Annotated in this window: 17 protein-coding genes and 1 pseudogene; all 18 read right to left on the bottom strand. The window is 42.2% G+C overall.

What is annotated here, in order from left to right:
• Positions 1 to 297: 297 nt before the first annotated feature.
• The 18 genes and pseudogenes from lysS to ACTJJQ_RS18700 all read right to left on the bottom strand — a co-directional run bounded on the left by lysS (position 298) and on the right by ACTJJQ_RS18700 (position 17,354).
• Positions 298 to 1,797 carry a lysine--tRNA ligase gene (lysS, locus tag ACTJJQ_RS18785; protein ID WP_396485155.1) on the bottom strand — a complete coding sequence of 500 codons (1,500 nt, stop codon included), beginning with the start codon at positions 1,795 to 1,797 and terminating at the stop codon, positions 298 to 300.
• Positions 1,798 to 1,887: 90 nt separating this feature from the next.
• Positions 1,888 to 2,889, bottom strand: a complete 1,002-nt coding sequence (gene dusB, locus ACTJJQ_RS18780) for a tRNA dihydrouridine synthase DusB (protein WP_440600496.1) — start codon at positions 2,887 to 2,889, stop codon at positions 1,888 to 1,890.
• Entirely contained in the window at positions 2,882 to 3,115 is a 234-nt protein-coding gene (locus tag ACTJJQ_RS18775) for a helix-turn-helix domain-containing protein (RefSeq protein ID WP_008341798.1), read from the bottom strand. Before ACTJJQ_RS18775 ends, dusB begins: the two co-directional genes overlap by 8 nt.
• Positions 3,067 to 3,570 (bottom strand): 2-amino-4-hydroxy-6-hydroxymethyldihydropteridine diphosphokinase, encoded by a 504-nt coding sequence (folK, locus tag ACTJJQ_RS18770; RefSeq protein ID WP_440600495.1) that lies wholly within the window; start codon positions 3,568 to 3,570, stop codon positions 3,067 to 3,069. The genes ACTJJQ_RS18775 and folK overlap by 49 nt, the downstream gene beginning before the upstream one ends.
• Positions 3,567 to 3,929: a dihydroneopterin aldolase gene (gene folB / locus ACTJJQ_RS18765; protein WP_216099589.1), complete on the bottom strand. Its 363-nt coding sequence runs from the start codon at positions 3,927 to 3,929 to the stop codon at positions 3,567 to 3,569. Before folB ends, folK begins: the two co-directional genes overlap by 4 nt.
• Positions 3,922 to 4,779: a dihydropteroate synthase gene (gene folP / locus ACTJJQ_RS18760; protein ID WP_440600494.1), complete on the bottom strand. Its 858-nt coding sequence runs from the start codon at positions 4,777 to 4,779 to the stop codon at positions 3,922 to 3,924. Before folP ends, folB begins: the two co-directional genes overlap by 8 nt.
• Positions 4,780 to 4,788: 9 nt before the next feature.
• Positions 4,789 to 5,637, bottom strand: a complete 849-nt coding sequence (gene pabC, locus ACTJJQ_RS18755; protein WP_048003030.1) for an aminodeoxychorismate lyase — start codon at positions 5,635 to 5,637, stop codon at positions 4,789 to 4,791.
• Entirely contained in the window at positions 5,634 to 6,227 is a 594-nt protein-coding gene (gene pabA / locus ACTJJQ_RS18750) for an aminodeoxychorismate/anthranilate synthase component II (RefSeq protein ID WP_008341810.1), read from the bottom strand. The genes pabC and pabA overlap by 4 nt, the downstream gene beginning before the upstream one ends.
• A 13-nt stretch (positions 6,228 to 6,240) precedes the next feature.
• Complete coding sequence (locus tag ACTJJQ_RS18745; protein WP_440600493.1) at positions 6,241 to 7,659, bottom strand: anthranilate synthase component I family protein; 1,419 nt, start codon at positions 7,657 to 7,659, stop codon at positions 6,241 to 6,243.
• 124 nt (positions 7,660 to 7,783) lie between these two features.
• Positions 7,784 to 8,707: a cysteine synthase A gene (gene cysK / locus ACTJJQ_RS18740; RefSeq protein ID WP_008341814.1), complete on the bottom strand. Its 924-nt coding sequence runs from the start codon at positions 8,705 to 8,707 to the stop codon at positions 7,784 to 7,786.
• A 77-nt stretch (positions 8,708 to 8,784) separates the two neighbouring features.
• The gene (locus tag ACTJJQ_RS18735) at positions 8,785 to 9,693 is read right to left on the bottom strand and encodes a peptidyl-prolyl cis-trans isomerase (protein WP_440600492.1); all 909 of its coding nucleotides are present in this window, start codon (positions 9,691 to 9,693) and stop codon (positions 8,785 to 8,787) included.
• Between the two features lie 46 nt (positions 9,694 to 9,739).
• Entirely contained in the window at positions 9,740 to 10,615 is an 876-nt protein-coding gene (hslO, locus tag ACTJJQ_RS18730; RefSeq protein ID WP_007496169.1) for an Hsp33 family molecular chaperone HslO, read from the bottom strand.
• 15 nt (positions 10,616 to 10,630) lie between these two features.
• A complete protein-coding gene (locus tag ACTJJQ_RS18725; RefSeq protein WP_008341820.1) occupies positions 10,631 to 11,407 on the bottom strand; it encodes a type III pantothenate kinase in 777 nt (258 codons plus the stop codon).
• Positions 11,408 to 11,570: 163 nt separating this feature from the next.
• The gene (ftsH, locus tag ACTJJQ_RS18720; RefSeq protein ID WP_007496173.1) at positions 11,571 to 13,475 is read right to left on the bottom strand and encodes an ATP-dependent zinc metalloprotease FtsH; all 1,905 of its coding nucleotides are present in this window, start codon (positions 13,473 to 13,475) and stop codon (positions 11,571 to 11,573) included.
• 95 nt (positions 13,476 to 13,570) lie between these two features.
• The gene (gene hpt / locus ACTJJQ_RS18715; protein ID WP_007496175.1) at positions 13,571 to 14,110 is read right to left on the bottom strand and encodes a hypoxanthine phosphoribosyltransferase; all 540 of its coding nucleotides are present in this window, start codon (positions 14,108 to 14,110) and stop codon (positions 13,571 to 13,573) included.
• Positions 14,107 to 15,529 (bottom strand): annotated as a pseudogene (gene tilS, locus ACTJJQ_RS18710) (tRNA lysidine(34) synthetase TilS). Before tilS ends, hpt begins: the two are co-directional and overlap by 4 nt.
• A gap of 96 nt (positions 15,530 to 15,625) precedes the next feature.
• On the bottom strand, positions 15,626 to 16,636 hold the full coding sequence (locus ACTJJQ_RS18705) for a protein kinase domain-containing protein (protein WP_171464884.1): 1,011 nt from the start codon (positions 16,634 to 16,636) through the stop codon (positions 15,626 to 15,628).
• Complete coding sequence (locus ACTJJQ_RS18700) at positions 16,620 to 17,354, bottom strand: vWA domain-containing protein (protein WP_008341829.1); 735 nt, start codon at positions 17,352 to 17,354, stop codon at positions 16,620 to 16,622. The genes ACTJJQ_RS18705 and ACTJJQ_RS18700 overlap by 17 nt, the downstream gene beginning before the upstream one ends.
• Positions 17,355 to 17,411 lie beyond the last annotated feature (57 nt).

Below are 17,411 nucleotides of genomic sequence, written 5' to 3'. Positions count from 1 at the left end.
TATGATGTATCATAGGATTTTTTTATAAAAACTCGAATTAACAGGTACGTTTTGTCTTGTTTAGTTTTCAAAGATCATTTTCGTTATCGCTCGTAAGCGACTTTAATATCTTAACATTTCGCTTCGGTTGAAGTCAAGAACTTTTTTCATTTTCTTTTTTCAACCTCGTTGCTGTTTTGCGGCAACGAATAATAATATACCATCTGGATTCTTTTCTTGCAATAGTTTTTTTGAAAAAAGTTTCATTTTATGAAAAATAAAAAGCGCCATAGATCAAATGGCGCTTTTGTTGATGTATTAACGGTTTCTCATTTGCGGGAAAAGCAGTACATCTCTGATTGATGGAGAATTTGTTAGTAGCATGATTAATCGGTCGATACCGATTCCTAGTCCACCTGTTGGCGGCATGCCATATTCTAATGCTTCAACAAAATCGTCATCCATGAGATGCGCTTCGTCATTTCCTTCTTCACGTTCTTTTAATTGAGCTTCAAAGCGTTCTCTTTGGTCGATTGGATCATTCAGCTCGGTGAATGCATTTGCATGCTCGCGGCGCACGATGAATAGCTCAAAGCGGTCCGTGAAGCGCGGGTCTTCAGGATTTTTCTTAGCTAATGGAGAAATCTCCACTGGGTGTCCGTAAATGAATGTAGGCTGAACCAGTGTTTCTTCTACTTTTTGCTCGAAGAACTCATTGATAATATGACCTACTGTCATGTTTTTTGTGATTTCAACACCGTGATCAGCCGCATGCTGTTTTGCTTCTTCAACAGACATCTCCTGCCAGAAGTCTACACCTGTTGCTTCTTTGACCGCTTCAACCATATGAAGTCTCTTCCATTCAGGTTTGAGATCAATTTCATCTTCTCCATATTGAATGGTTGTTGTTCCTAGCACTTCTTGGGCAATATGAGCAATCAGGTTTTCAGTCAGAGTCATGATGTCTTTGTAGTCCGCGTATGCTTCATACAGCTCGATCATAGTGAATTCTGGGTTGTGACGAGTCGATACACCTTCATTACGGAATACACGGCCAATCTCGTATACTTTCTCTAGACCACCGACAATTAGGCGTTTTAAGTGCAGCTCGATCGCAATACGCATATAAAGCGGCATATCAAGTGCATTGTGATGAGTAATGAAAGGACGCGCTGATGCACCACCAGGGATGCTATGCATTGTTGGTGTTTCAACTTCTAGGTATCCTTTTGAATCTAAGTATCTTCTCATTGATTGAATGATTTTGCTTCGCATGATGAACGTCTGCTTACTTTCTGGATTGACAATCAAGTCAAGGTAACGCTGACGATAGCGTTGTTCTACATCTTTTAGTCCGTGATATTTATCAGGGAGCGGGCGAAGTGCTTTTGTCAGAACCTCAAAGCTAGTCGCTTTAATTGAAAGTTCCCCTACATTCGTTTTAAATACGGTTCCCGTCACACCGATAATATCGCCTAGGTCCGAGCTTTTGAATAATTCGTAAGCTTCTTCTCCTACACTATCTTTACGTACATAGATTTGAATTTGTCCTTCTAAGTCTTGAATGTGTGCAAAACCAGCCTTCCCTTTTCCACGCTTTGTCATCATACGGCCAGCAATTGTTACTTGAGCTGCTTTTTCTTCTAAGTCTTCTTTTGAAAACTCGTCATATTCAGCAATAATTTGTGCGGATTGATGAGAACGGTCATATCGTTCACCGAATGGATCGATACCCTCTTCTCTCATTTTATTCATTTTGTCACGTCTTACTTGGAACTGATCATTTAATTCTTCGTTATTAAGCCCTTCATTACTCATTTATATCACTCCAATAATGTATTTTGCAGAGAAAAGCAGAAAAACTGCCAGTACGTGCACTAGCAGTGAGCTACAAAAAGAAAGATAGTCTTATCCTACTTTTATTCTTTGAAGCTCTTTTGCCTCGGCTTCGATCGTAAAGTCATCTAGAACTTTTACAAGCTCCGCTCTCGTTTCACTTTGATTGATTTGGTTTCTTACATCTGCATTGCCTCGGACACCTTTTAAGTACCATGCTGCATGTTTTCTCATTTCTCTGACAGCCACATGCTCGCCTTTCAGGTCTATGAGTCTGTCTAAGTGAAGTTTGCACACAGACATTTTCTCAGGCACATTAGGTTCTTCTTTTAGTTCACCCGTTTCTAAATAATGAACCGTCCGGTAAATCATCCACGGGTTTCCTAGTGCGGCTCTTCCGATCATGACAGCATCTGCACCCGTTTCATCAAGCATACGTTTTGCATCTTGAGGGGTTTTGACATCTCCATTGCCGATGACTGGAATGGAAACAGATTGTTTGACCTCTTTTATAATATCCCAATTCGCTGTTCCTTCGTACATCTGCACACGTGTCCGTCCGTGAAGCGCAACCGCTTGTCCACCTGCTCGTTCAACAGCACGGGCATTTTCGATAGCGAAAATATGGTCTTCGTCCCAACCCATTCTCATTTTCACCGTAACAGGTTTATCTACAGCTTCTACGACTGCGGATACCATTTCGTAAATCTTGTTTGGATCCAGCAGCCATTTCGCTCCTGCGTCACATTTCGTGATCTTTGGTACAGGACATCCCATATTAATATCAATAATGTCCGCCGTTGTATTCTGGTCTACAAACTTGGCCGCTTCTACGAGCGTGTCCTTTTCTCCCCCAAATATCTGAAGGCTCAACGGTTTTTCACGTTCGTCAATGTACAGCATGCCCATCGTTCTGGCATTATTAATCAAGATCGCTTTGTCACTGACCATTTCAGCGCAGACTAAGCCCGCTCCAAACTCTTTCACCGTGAGTCTGAAAGCAGAGTTACACACACCAGCCATTGGTGCGAGCACTACTTTGTTTTTAATTTCGATATCTCCGATTTTAAACATCATGTCCCCTCCTTTCTTCTTCAAGTATTGGTGAAAGTTCTTCCACCGTTATATTTAAAGCATCTGCTATTTGACCAACCATTTGGTTTGTTGGTAATCGATTGCCTCGCTCAATTTCCCCTAAGACAGAGACAGAGATGCCCAGTCTTTTGGCGAACCCTTCCTGAGTATACCCTTTTAGCTTTCGGTATGCACGAATTCTTCTACCCCACATGTCTTTTTCCATATGCTTACACCTTCTTGGTCTGTTACGGCGTTTATCTGGGCTTCGCCGATTTCTGGGCAAATCTCACTCATCGGAACAAGAACGAATAAACGTTCGTACATTCTAGGATGCGGCACTACAAGTTGTTCTGTTTCAATATTTTCACGATTATAAAGTAAAATGTCAAGGTCAACTGTCCGTGGACCCCACCTCACTTCTCTTGTTCTGCCTAACTCCTGCTCAATGTTCTGAGTCAGTGATAGAAGTTCTTCAGGACGAAGCGAGGTGGAAATCTTCACAGCCATGTTCAAGAAGTCATCCTGATTCTCGTAACCTACAGGTGTTGTCTCATATATAGATGAAATGGATTCAACTTGTACACCTGGATGTTCGTGAAGTTTTTTGACAGCTTCTTTTAAGTAGGTTTCCTTTTTTCCTATGTTTGAGCCTAAAGCGATATATGCTGTATTGTTCATGCGCGTGATCTCGTCATTTCAATGGCAACGGACTGATAGTGTCCTGGAATTGGCGGATCTGGTTTGATTACTTTTACTGTACATTCTTGAACTGTCGGAAAGTCCTTTAACACTTGGTTTGCAATTCTTTCTGTCAGCGTTTCAACGAGGTTCACTGGGTTCCCTTCTACAATATTTTTGCAGATGTTGTAGAGTTCAGCATAGTTGATGGTCTCATTTAGGTCATCCGTTTGTCCTGCCTTACTTAAATCAAGTGAAGCTGTTAGGTCCACACGAAAGCGCTGGCCTAGTTTATTCTCTTCTGCAAATACACCGTGATAGCCGTAAAATTCCATTCCGTTTACATATACTTTATCGATGATAAGCGCCTCCTTTATTCAGCATGGCATCCATCATTTTTGCCATTCTTGCGATTTCTTTTACATCGTGCACTCGGACCATCGAGCTGCCCTTTTGAATCCCAAGACAGACCGTCGCACCCGTTCCTTCAGTACGTTCTTCAGGCGGCAGGTCTAAAACTGCACCGATGAATCGTTTGCGGGATGTTGCTAGAAGCAGCGGATACCCAAGGTGACAAAAATGTTCAAGTTCATTCATGACCATGAGGTTGTCAGTTTTATTTTTCGCAAATCCTACACCAGGGTCTAAGATGATCATGTCATCACGGACACCCGCTTGTTTTACAATTTGAACACTTTCTTTCAGATCTGCAATCATATCTGAAATCAGATGGGTGTAATTCCGCTCTGGTCGATTGTGCATTAAGATGATTGGCACGTTGTGCTTCGCTGCCACATGCGCCATTTGAGGATCAGCTTTCGCCCCCCATACATCATTAATGATTGAGGCTCCTGCTTTCACTGCCTCATCTGCGACAGGGGCTTTATACGTATCAATAGAAATAGGTATGTCCAATTCTTTTGTGATCTTCTCAATGACAGGAATGACCCTTGAAAGCTCCTCTTGCTCTGAGACAAGTGCCGCTCCCGGCCGAGTCGATTCACCGCCAATATCAATAATATGCGCCCCATTATCTATGAGCTGTGTTGCATGAGCCAGCGCTTTATCAATTTGATTAAATTTTCCTCCATCTGAAAAAGAGTCCGGTGTGACATTTAAAATGCCCATGACCAATGTCTTTTCTTCATAACTAAGGGTATGGTGCTTGGCTTGTATGATTTTAGGCTGTTTTATCAATTGTTGTGTCATTGTGTCCACCTACTCTTTATGTTCTAGACGTGCTTTTGTATATTCTGTTCTCAGCTTGGTCGAAATCGTTCGGTTGTGGTTTTGCAGGACGGTGTCTCCGATATTTTTAAAAGGCACAATTCCCTGAACCGAATTGGTCATCCACGCCTCATCAGCTGAGAGCAAGTGTGAAAGTGGATATCTTCCTTCTATTAGTGGGATCCCCGAAGCTTGCAGCGTTTCGATACAATATCGACGGGTAACCCCGTTTAAAATACCGGTATCAAGTGAAGGTGTATAGATCACATCTTTTTTTCGCCAAAATAGATTTGACGTAATTCCTTCTGCCACATCGTCTTCTTTTGTTAAAAAGATCCCTTCTACCGACGGGTCGTTCCCTACTTCTCTTTTCGCCAGCAGGTTGTTCATGTAATGATGCGACTTGAGCCGTCTTGGACCTTCCGGTGTGTTTCTTCTTGTATCAAGAATGATTCCCTGTTTTTCATCTACTATTGATTCAGGCCGGAATGGGGAGATCATCACAAAAACAACAGGCTCCTCATAAGGGTCTGCAGAAAAACCATTGCCTCTGCCCGCAGAAACATTGAAGCGGATCCTCGCATGACCGCCCGTTATTTGGTTTTGATTGAATAATGTATGAATGATGTCGAGTACAAATGGTTTCTCTATTGTGGATTCGATGCAAAGGTCACGCAATGATTGATTGAGCCTTTCAAGATGCCAGTCTAACAAGAAGACTTGTCCTGCTAGAGAGGTAAATGTTTCGAATACACCGATGCCATATAGAAAACCATGATCAAAAGGAGAAAGAGTCGCGTCTTTCTCCTCTATATACTGACCGTTCAGGTAAATGATCATGCGTTTACTTCATTCCCCTTTTTACGATAGGTTTCAATGAAATTTCTGAGCATTTCTTTACCGAAGGACGTCATAATCGATTCTGGATGGAATTGAACACTTTCAATCGGAAGTTCTTTATGGCGAATGGCCATGAGTTCGCCTTCTTTTGTGCTCGCTGTTCTGACAAAGCACTCCGGTAGCGTCTCGTCTTTAACAATTAATGAATGATATCTCGTGGCGACGAGCGGATTTTGTAGTCCCGTGAAGACACCTTTGCCGTCATGTTCAATCTCTGATGTTTTCCCATGCATTAACCGCTCCGCACGAATGACATCTCCACCAAATACTTGTGCAATGGATTGATGACCTAAACAGACACCGAAGATCGGAATCTTCCCAGCAAAATGTTTGATCGCTTCCATACTAATTCCTGCTTCATCCGGACTGCAAGGTCCTGGAGAAATCATCAGAAAGTCTGGCTTAAGCTCTTCGATTTCTTGAATAGTGACTTGATCGTTTCGTTTTACAATCAGTTCTTCCCCAAGCTCACCTAAATACTGGACCAGGTTGTACGTAAATGAATCGTAATTATCAATCATTAATATCATACTCTGCTCACCTCTAACTCAAAATAGTCTCTTCTTTGCTCAACTGTAATGCTTTTTTCACTGCATAGGCTTTTTTAATCGATTCTTTGTATTCGTGCTTTGGTACAGAATCGATGACAATGCCTGCACCTGACTGCATGAAGGCTCTGCCCCCTGTACAATAAGCCGTACGAATAACGATATTAAAATGCATATCTTGATTGAATCCAAACCAGCCTATAGATCCAGTATAAAGCCCACGCCTTGTCGGCTCAAGCTCTTCTATGATTTCCATTGTTCTCACTTTTGGCGCACCTGTAATCGTTCCGCCTGGGAATACAGCTCTCATGACATCTACTGCATCACAATCATCACGCAGCTCCCCTTGGACATTTGATACAATGTGCATCACGTGTGAATATTTCTCAATGGCCATAAATTCGTTCACCTTGACTGAGCCATAAGTAGACACTCGTCCAAGATCATTCCGCTCAAGATCAACGAGCATCACATGTTCTGCGCGTTCTTTTTCATCTTCAATGAGTTCTTTTGCCAGCGCTTGATCTTCCGCATCATCCTTGCCTCTTGATCTTGTGCCAGCGATCGGTCTTGTTTCGAGCTGAATGCCTTTTTTCTTAATAAGCAGCTCTGGAGATCCACAGACAATTTGGAAATCTGGCGTGTGCAGATATGACATATATGGAGATGGATTCACGTGACGTAATGTTTTGTATAAATGATATGGGTGGGTATGAAGCTGTTCATCTTGTCTAATGGATAGGTTCACTTGGAACACATCACCGTTCGCGATATATTGTTTAATCGTTTCTACAGCTTCCCCGAAAGCTTCTTCAGTAAAAGGTGCAGCAGGTACACATTCCGAAGAAGACACGTTGACAGGTGAATGTGCTGATTCTTCTGATGTGCTTGTCCAGCTTTGCTTTAATTTTTCGAGTCTTTGATGAACTTCACTGACAGGTTCGTCTCCTTCTGTATGAGTCATCAGCCAGAGGACGTCTTTATTATGATCAAAGACAGCGACATCATTGAATACGAGGAAATACAAATCAGGCGTCTTCAAATCATCGATGGACAGCATTTTAAAATGCTCGATATATCTTGCGTAATCATAGCTTAAAAATCCAATCGCTCCACCTTGGAAGTCAGGGTATTCGTCGTTACTTTCGGTTTGTAGGGTTTGAAACCATTCAGCAAATGCCCTAAAAGGATCTCCCTCTTTGAACAACACCTCATTCTGATAATGGATGGTGGTCATCCCGTCCTTCCCTTTCGCTTTAGCGATCGGATGAATGCCGGCAATACTGTATTCTCCGCCACGTGCACTTTCAAGAAGGACGTGATGTGATTCATGAGCCGTTAATTGTTCGTATCGTTTCAAGAATGCATCTTTCGTAAAAGGAATTTTGATGCCCATCGGCCTACGTTGTGTCATGTAATCATCCTTTTTTATTTTCATTAATCTTATTGTAATGCAATCCATTTTAATTAGAAAATAGTATTTGCTTTCCATCTTCAGAATTCATGAAAAAACCCCAGCAAATGCTGGGGTGTATTGTTTAATCAAATTGATAAAGCGGCGTACTAAGGTAACGTTCACCGTTACTTGGAATAATCGCTAGAACCTTTTTCCCTTTACCAAGCTTCTTCGCTGTTTGAAGCGCTGCATAAATGGCTGCTCCTGAAGATATACCACCAAGGATTCCTTCTTCTTTCGCTGCCTTTCTTGCAAGTTCAAATGCATCTTCGTTTTTCACTTGGATAATGCCGTCATATACTTCTGTGTTCAAGATAGATGGTACAAATCCTGCTCCGATGCCTTGAATTTTATGCGGACCTGGTTTCCCGCCTGATAGTACAGGAGAATCTGTTGGTTCTACCGCATAAAGCTGAATAGATGGGATGGCTTCTTTCAGGACTTCACCAGCACCTGTAATCGTACCACCCGTACCAACTCCTGCAATAAATGCATCAAGGTCGCCGTCGAATTGTTCAAGAATCTCTTTCCCTGTTGTGCGGCGGTGAATCTCAGCATTGGCTTCATTGCTGAACTGCTGAGGCATGAAGTATCCGTGCTCTTCTGCTAATTCTTCTGCTTTTTTGATGGCACCTTTCATTCCTTCTGCACCCGGTGTTAAGACAAGCTCTGCACCGTAAGCGCGTAAAAGGTTGCGGCGCTCCTGACTCATTGTATCCGGCATAACTAAAATCGCATTGATTCCTTTTGCAGCCGCGACCATCGCAAGACCGATTCCTGTGTTTCCACTTGTTGGCTCAATGAGTGTGTCACCAGCTTTTAATGTACCTTTTGCTTCAGCATCTTCGATCATCGCTAACGCAATACGATCTTTTACACTGCTGCCTGGGTTCATATATTCAAGTTTCAAGTAGACATCCGCACTGTCTTCATCTACTAAACGGTTTAATTTAACGACTGGTGTATTTCCTATTAGTTCAAAAACTGAATTTGCAATACGAGCCATCACTAACACCTCTATCTCCGAGTAATTTTATTGTATTAATATTAAATTATCAATTTCGAAAAATTTTGTCAATGCTTTTAGTCCTGCTCTCCATCGTAAAACCATGTGACTTTTGCTTCTTTCCACAGGGTTTTGACATTCGCCTTTTCACCCAGATCTTCCATGGCGATCTGCCTTTTGATCTGATCTTTGACATCTTCATAAGAGAAGGAGCGGCCATTTAATTTTTCTTTTAATTGTATGATGGCATAACCATTTTTGATCTCGATCGGCTCTTTCGTCCATTCATCTGGCTTAAGCTTTTGGGCTTCTTGTATGTATAGGGCTGGGATGCTTTCTTGTTCTTCTGTGACAAATCCAAGATCTCCGCCGTAAGGAGAGGTATATCGATCGGTGGATCGTTCAGCTGCTACAGCTTCGAAACTAGATCCGCCCTTTAAATCTTTTAATACACTTTGTGCCTCGTCTTTTGTTTTCACAACAATGTGTCGAATTCGGTATGAGTCATCATATTGATACAAGTCTTTGTTTTTTTCATAAAAGGATTTGGCTTCTTTTTCAGAAACGACCGCATCTCTCGTTAGAAGCTGTTCTAATAAAATTTGATAACGAATCTGCTCTTTCCATTCCTTTTCACTTGTATGACCGTCTTCGTAGAAATTATTAGATACCGCTTTCAGCATCAGCAGCTCACGATTGATCTCTTTTGAAGATACCTCCAGCTTGTTTTCTTTCGCAAGCTGATTGACTACCTTCTGATTGATCATTTGTTCAAGTGTTGCCTTTCCGTAGCGGTCTTCCATTTTCTTTAACCATTCTTGACGTGTGACTTTCTCTTTCCCAATAGAAGCAATTTCTTCACCGCTCTTCCCATTTGAAGAAGCTTGCGACATTTGTGACTTTGTTAATACATATGCAATGACAACGGCATTAATCATGAGCAGAACGAGGATAAATGTCCATACCACTCTTGCTTTCAGTCTCATCTTTCGTCTCCTTTCCATTCTAAAAAGAAAACCCGCTGCTTAGAGCTTAGCGGGTTATTTCTTCACGTAGCTCTTCTAGCTCTTCTTTTGTAAATACATACGTTTCGTTACAAAAATGGCATTGAGCTTCTGCTTGTCCGTCTTGTTCAATCATATCCTCAATTTCGGCTTTCCCTAGGCTGATAATACCGTTGGCAAACCGTTCTTTTGAGCAGTTACAAGAAAATTCGACAGGTACAGTTTCTAAAATTTGAGGTTTTTCACCGAGCACTTCTTCTAAAATTTCTTCAGGAGTCATCCCTTTTTCAATCAGTTTAGAGATCGGTTCAATGGTTGATAATCTCTTTTCGAGTCTTTCGATGACTGCATCTTCTGTTCCAGGTAGCAATTGAATGATGAAACCGCCTGCTGCAAGGATCGAGTTATCTGGATTGACAAGAACACCCACACCTACAGAGGATGGCACTTGTTCAGAGGAGACGAGGTAATAAGTAAAGTCATCTCCAATTTCACCTGAGACAATTTCCGTTTGCCCTGTAAAGTGGTCTTTCAGTCCGATATCTTTGACAACACTTAACGTTCCAGATGTGCCAACAGCACGTCTAACGTCCAGCTTCCCATGTTCATTTAAATCAAAGTGAACTTGTGGGTTTGAGACATATCCGCGCACCTGACCTTTTGCGTTTCCATCTGCAATGATGGCTCCGATCGGCCCACCGCCTTCAATTTTGACAGTTAATTTATTCTCGCCTTTCAGCATGGCTCCCATCATGACAGTCGCTGTCATGGTTCTGCCGATTGCAGCTGAAGCAGTTGGCCACGTATGGTGTCTTCTCTGCGCTTCGTTGATTGTATCTGTTGTGTTCGCAGCATACGCACGGACTTTCCCGTCATATGCTAACGCTTTAACTAAATAATCCATTTTGATTAAACCCTCCTATAATACACCGACACGATTGCGTTCATAAATTAATTGGAGTCCTTTTAATGTGAGGAACGGATCGACAATATCAATACAGTCTGATTCATTTCCAATCAATGTAGACAAACCGCCTGTTGCAATGACTTTCGGTGTTTGTTTGGCTTGCTGCTTCATCCGTTTCACTATTCCCTCGACTTGACCAACATATCCATACAGGATACCTGATTGCATCGCACTGATCGTGTTTTTCCCTACGATATGATCTGGACGAACAATTTCAATCCTTGGCAGCTTAGCCGCTCTTGTATATAAAGCCTCTGTTGAGATGGTAATACCCGGTGCAATTGCGCCACCCATGTATTGTTTTTGTTCATTGATATAGCAGTAGGTTGTGGCTGTTCCAAAGTCTACCACAATGAGAGGGGCCCCATACAGGTGAATGGCTGCCACTGCGTTCACAATTCGATCAGCGCCGACTTCCTTTGGATTGTCACACATAATGTTTAATCCAGTCTTCATGCCAGGCCCAACGATTTGAGGAGTAATGTGAAAATACTTTTCGCACATTCTTTCCAGAGCAAACATCATTGGCGGGACAACAGAAGAAATGATAATCCCTTCTATCTGGTCAAACATCAGCCCTACATAGTCAAATAAGGATCGGATTGCCATACCAAATTCATCTTCTGTTTTATGACGGCTTGTTTCAATCCGCCAATGGTAGTTCAAATCGCCATTATGATAAACACCTAAAACGGTATTTGTGTTTCCTACATCTATCACGAGTAACAACTTCATCACCACTTTGAATAGTGTCTCAAAAAGAGCATTTTTCGACTTTCTATCATACCATACACGAATTGAGTTCCATTTGTAAACAATTCGAAACCGATCCATTCATGAATCGAAATAAAAAAAGCTGCCGGTGAGCCCGACAGCTTTTTATAGAAGGAGATTAAATCTCCTCGTCTTCTTCTTTTTTCTTGATGTTCACTTTCACATCATCGTTTTTCTCTTCGTCATCTGCGTATACACGCTCTGGAAGCTTTCCAGTATCGTAAAGAGATTTAATTTGTTCAGCATCTAATGTTTCCACTTCTAGAAGAGCTTGTGCGATGATTTCTAGCTTATCTTTATTCTCAGTGAGAATTTGTTTCGCACGTTCGTAGCTTTCTTTGATGAAGCGCTGAACTTCTTGGTCAATTTCATAAGCGATCGCTTCACTATAATTCGGCTCGTTGTTGAAATCACGGCCAAGGAATACTTGACCTCCTTGTGCTTGACCGAATTGTAGAGGACCAAGTTTATCAGACATACCGAACTCTGTGACCATTCTTCTTGCAATGCCTGTTGCACGCTGGAAGTCGTTGTGAGCGCCTGTACTTACTTCACCAAACGTAATTTCCTCTGCAACACGACCGCCGAGCAAGCCGACGATTTTATCAAGAAGCTCTGGCTTCGTTTGGAAATAACGGTCTTCTCTTGGAAGCATGACCGCATATCCGCCTGCCTGACCACGAGGAACGATCGTTACTTTATGCACCATGTCAGCTTCGTCAAGGACAAGTCCAATGACGGTATGACCTGCTTCGTGGTACGCCACGATATTGCGTTCTTTCTTAGAAATGACACGGCTTTTCTTAGCCGGTCCAGCAATGACACGGTCAGTTGCTTCGTCGATATCACGCATATCAATTTTCTTTTTGTTTTGACGGGCAGCAACAAGCGCTGCTTCGTTTAGTAAGTTCTCAAGATCTGCCCCTGAGAAACCTGGTGTTCTGCTTGCAATGGCTTTCAGGTTGACTGTATCATCAAGCGGTTTGTTTTTCGCATGAACCTTCAGTACTTCTTCACGGCCAATGACATCTGGGCGGTCAACCGTAATTTGACGGTCAAAACGTCCCGGACGCAGCAATGCAGGATCTAGGATATCTGCACGGTTCGTTGCAGCAATGATAATAATCCCTTCGTTGGCACTAAAACCATCCATTTCAACAAGAAGCTGGTTAAGCGTTTGTTCACGCTCATCATGACCACCGCCAAGACCTGCTCCACGCTGACGACCCACTGCATCAATCTCATCAATAAAGATTAAGCAAGGTGCATTCTTTTTCGCATTTTCAAACAAATCACGTACACGTGATGCACCGACACCGACGAACATCTCGACGAAGTCAGAACCACTGATGCTGAAGAAAGGAACGCCTGCTTCTCCTGCAGATGCTCTCGCAAGCAATGTTTTACCTGTACCTGGAGGTCCTACTAGTAAAACCCCTTTAGGGATTCTTGCGCCAAGCTCCGCAAATTTACGTGGATCTTTTAAGAATTCAACCACTTCTACGAGCTCTTGTTTTTCTTCATCCGCACCGGCAACATCTTTAAATTTCACACGTTTCTTCTCTTCTGTGTAAAGCTTCGCCTTACTCTTACCAAAGTTCATGACACGGCTTCCACCGCCTTGAGCTTGGTTCAATAAGAAGAAGAACAGGATAAAGATGATGATGAATGGAATGATGGTTGTCAGAACTTGCAGCCATCCATTTGTTTCAGGTGCTGGTTCTACTTTTACATCTGTATTCTTCAGTGCACTGTAAATTTGGTCAACTCCTTGACCGTCTGGAACGTGGGTAATGAAGTATTCATCTTTCTTCGCGCCATCTAATTGACCACGAATTTCATAAACCCCTCTTACAGGCTGGATGGAGATACTCTCCACTTTTCCCGCACTTAAATTTTGCGAAAATTTGCTGTAAGACATGTTCTCAGGCTTTTGATTAGGGGATCCTAACCAACTGACAACCCCTATCACAAGTAATAAAATAAGTATATAAAAAATCGTATTACGAAAAACCCGATTCATTCCTTACCTCCTCCCACAGTAAGCACAACTATGTTCAATAGTATCATAGAAAATCATTCCAACACAACCAATAACCTCATGTAAACGTGTGCTCATTAGCCTTCGTAAACAGATGGTTTTAACACTCCAATATACGGGAGGTTTCGGTAACGTTCGGCAAAATCCAATCCATAGCCAACAACAAATGCATCTGGTACTTCAAACCCAACATAATCTGCTTTGATGTCTGCTTTGCGGCCGCTTGGTTTATCAAGCAATGTCACAATTTTAATGGAGTTTGCTTTACGGTATCGGAAAAGCTCTACCAGATAACTCAAAGTTAACCCACTGTCGATGATATCTTCCATAATTAGAATATCTCTTCCTTCAACAGAAGTATCTAGATCTTTGATGATCTTCACTTCTCCAGAAGATACGGTAGACTTTCCGTAGCTAGATACATCCATAAAATCAAGCTCTAAATATGTATCAATGTGTTTGATCAGGTCTGCCATGAATGGAAGAGCCCCTTTCAAAACACCAATAGCCAGGGGAAATTTACCATCATAATCGCTGGTTAATGTTGCACCCAGTTCCTTCACTTTTAGCTGGATCTCTTCTTCTGAGATCAAAATCTTTTCAATATCTTGTTTCATGCTTTTGCTTGCCCCCTACAAATTTTCGTGCTGTCTATATTGTAATACAATGAGATCGCTGTTTGTCATATCAATTTCTTCAAAAACGGATTTTTTCAGACCTGGGATCCAGATGATTTGATGATCCGAGTCAGTGACGATCGGCCAGCTGTCTCTTTCTGCAAGAGGCACTTTTTTATCAATAAATATATCTTTCACCTTTTTTGATCCATTCATCCCTTTTAGTTTGATTCGATCACCGTTTTTTCGTGAGCGAATGATCAAAGGAAGACGAACATGATCTTTTTGAAGCAAGAAAAAATAGTTTCCGTTCCGTGCATCCTTCGGAACATGATTTGATACCAAGATAGACTGTCCATTCGGGAGAAAAAGTTCCTCGCCAAGCTCACCTTTTAAATGATGAGTATATGACTGATCTATGACAAGCGATCGTTCAAAGGTAAACATACAGTGATCATAAGATTTGACAGCTTGTAAACCTTTTGGCAAATCTAATGATCCAGACGGTTGATCAGTATGAGATAACCAGTCCAAAGTCCCTAGAATATGCTGGTTTGAAAACGCTGATTGAGTGTTTTCATAAAGATAGTTTAATATTAGTTGAATGCCTCTTCTTTGTAAAGGCAAAGGCAGGTCAAGCAAAGGCTTCGTTTTGATCTCAATTTGCTTAGGCGTTTGATTCGTAATGACTTGATGCATTTGATCCTTTGTTAATGCCTGCAAGTACTGCTCATCCTCAGTCAGCATGTCACTTACAAACTGAAAGCTTTCATGCACATGAGGTGCCTCTTCTTTTAACACGGGAAGAACGTGTCTTCTGATCCGGTTTCTCAAGTAGTCATCGGTGTGATTGCTTTGATCAATGACATAAGGAACTTGTTCTTTTTCGCAAGCAGTGAGTACATCATCCTTAGAATATCCAATCAGCGGACGAATCAGCCACCCTTCTTGAAAAGGGCGCTTTGCTTGCATACCTGCGAGTCCTATTCCAACAGTCCCTCTTGTCAGCCTCATCACCATTGTTTCTACTTGATCGTCTCCATGATGTGCAAGCGCTATAAATTGAGCGTTGTACTGTTCCATCAATTGACGAAAGAAAGCATATCTGCACTCTCTTGCAGCTGCCTGTTTGTTTAAGCGGTTTTCTTTTGCATATTGGGTGACCTGTATACGAGCCGATTCAAAAAGGATCTCATGCTCTTTACAGTACGCTTCAACAAATGCCAAATCAGCAAAGGATTCTTCTCCTCTGAACATGTGATCTACATGGGCTGCAATCAGCTGAAAGGAACCTTTTCGACGTTTGTTTAGTTCATGCAGCAAGAGCATAGAATCTGGTCCGCCAGAAACCCCGACAATGACTGTCGTATTTTCAAGGAAAACATCATGTTTTTTCAAAAAAGATTCAATTCTATTCACAACTTCCTCCTCACAAAGAGCAGGTAATTTAAAGATATACATATCCTATCACTTTCATTAGCTCCAAGCAAAGAAGAAGCCTGCTTTTTTACAGCTCTATAATAGGAATAAAACCACATAGGCACAGTAAAGAGCGAGCACACTGCATAAGATGAGAATGGTTTCAAAAAGCCCGCCTGATTTTTTGCGTACTGATGTTCTTTTCGCAGCAGCAACTCTTGATCGTGAAGGTGCGGCCTGTTGATGTTGGGAAACAGCTGGCTTTTGCCTAGTTTGCTGTGATGGCTTCTTTTGTCGTGATTTTCTTGAAGCAAGCAATTGTCCTTCTTTCAGCATCGCGCTTTTCATGTCTGCCGCTGATTGAAATTTGCCTTGGAGAGCCGCCTTTAACACCCTCTCATATCGCTTTAATAAAGGATGTCCTTCAATCGCCCGATAAAGCTGCTTTTCTGGTTCTGCCCCTTTTTTAAATTCTTTTTTATAGGCACAGTTCACCATGACCATACTTAAAGCAAATAGATCATAAGAAGGTTCTGCTTTTCTTGTACCGAAGCCCCAGTAGCCGCGGTCAAAAAACTCGGTGTATTCCTTAATCGCCCTTCCTGCCTTCGTTGTTCCTCCAACATCAATACATCGAATCGTAGCTGGGGGGCCTGAAACGATGAGATTATCAGGCTTCAAGTCACCGAAGATCCAGCCTTCCTTATGTAAGTGAGCAAGGTTAGACAACAGTTGAATCATGAGAACGACGATCCATTCATCGCCTTTTTGTTTCACAAATTCAAGTAGCAATGGCCCTCTGACATACTCCATGACATAAAACGACCGTTTCTCTGACATTCCAGGATAAAGAGCATCATCCATATCATAAAAAGAAGGCCCCATGGTTTTCACAGGAGCCTTTGAAAAGGATTTTAATACATTGACTTCAGATGCAATGAGCATACTGTCATCACTCACTTTAAGGGCCACTTGCCCCTTTGGCGATTCGGCCAGATAAACCACACCGTTCGCCCCTTTTCCCAGCTCTTTTACAATGCGGTAATGTTGGTGATGCCACTTTCCCTTTATCATTGTACCTAATGGGATGTTAGAAGCCGAATTCATCATGTTCTTCCTTCGCTTCAAGCAGCCCTTTTCGTGAACGAACTGATTTGAAATGCTGGAGTGCTTCTCGAATTGCTGGTCCTGTCGGTGTAATTCCTCCTGTTGTCAGCTTCGGGAAAATCGATGATAACGAATCGAACCGAGGCGTCCAGTTCAACACAATTTCTGCATCTGAGTTTTTCCCGGGAAATACACACATCCCAAACTGATTTTCACCAATTCTCGAATTTAGACTAATAGAGAGATCGATGAGTGCTTCTTTGACCGTTGGCAACTTCGGTTTCATACTTGCACTCGTATCCACAAGCACAAGCACTTGAAGATGAACCGTCTCACCGAGCTCGTCCACAACCTCCATCACTTCTCCACGCTTATCTGGGGGAAGTTCTTCAATTTCAGTATCTTTGCCAAGAATTTGCTGCAATTCTTTATTCACAACACCTTGTAACGTTTGCGTCATCGCCTTTTTTGTCACCATTTGTACGGTTTGGGACAATTGCTGAACGTAGACAACCTGATGAATGCCTCCGCCTGCTAGAGCAATCCCCTCTACTTCTTTCATCGCTTCATGATCGTGTCTGTTCTCTTCCATAATGCCAATGACATTGACTGTGATCCCTTGCTCCTTTGCCAATGCGGCAATCGCAAGTGGGTCTTCCCCATGATTTGAGCAGCCATCTGTAATCAGTAAGATTTGGTTTACGTGACCTTTTCGCATCTTCATTCCTCCTGGGATTGTAACTGAATGCTTATATCCCCATCATCGCCAGAAGAA

Origin of the sequence: Bacillus sp. 22483 (assembly GCF_052044605.1) — a bacterium.
Lineage (GTDB): Bacteria > Bacillota > Bacilli > Bacillales > Bacillaceae > Bacillus > Bacillus altitudinis.
Note: the sequence above shows the minus strand (reverse complement) of the source record. Positions and strands in the feature narration are given on the sequence as shown.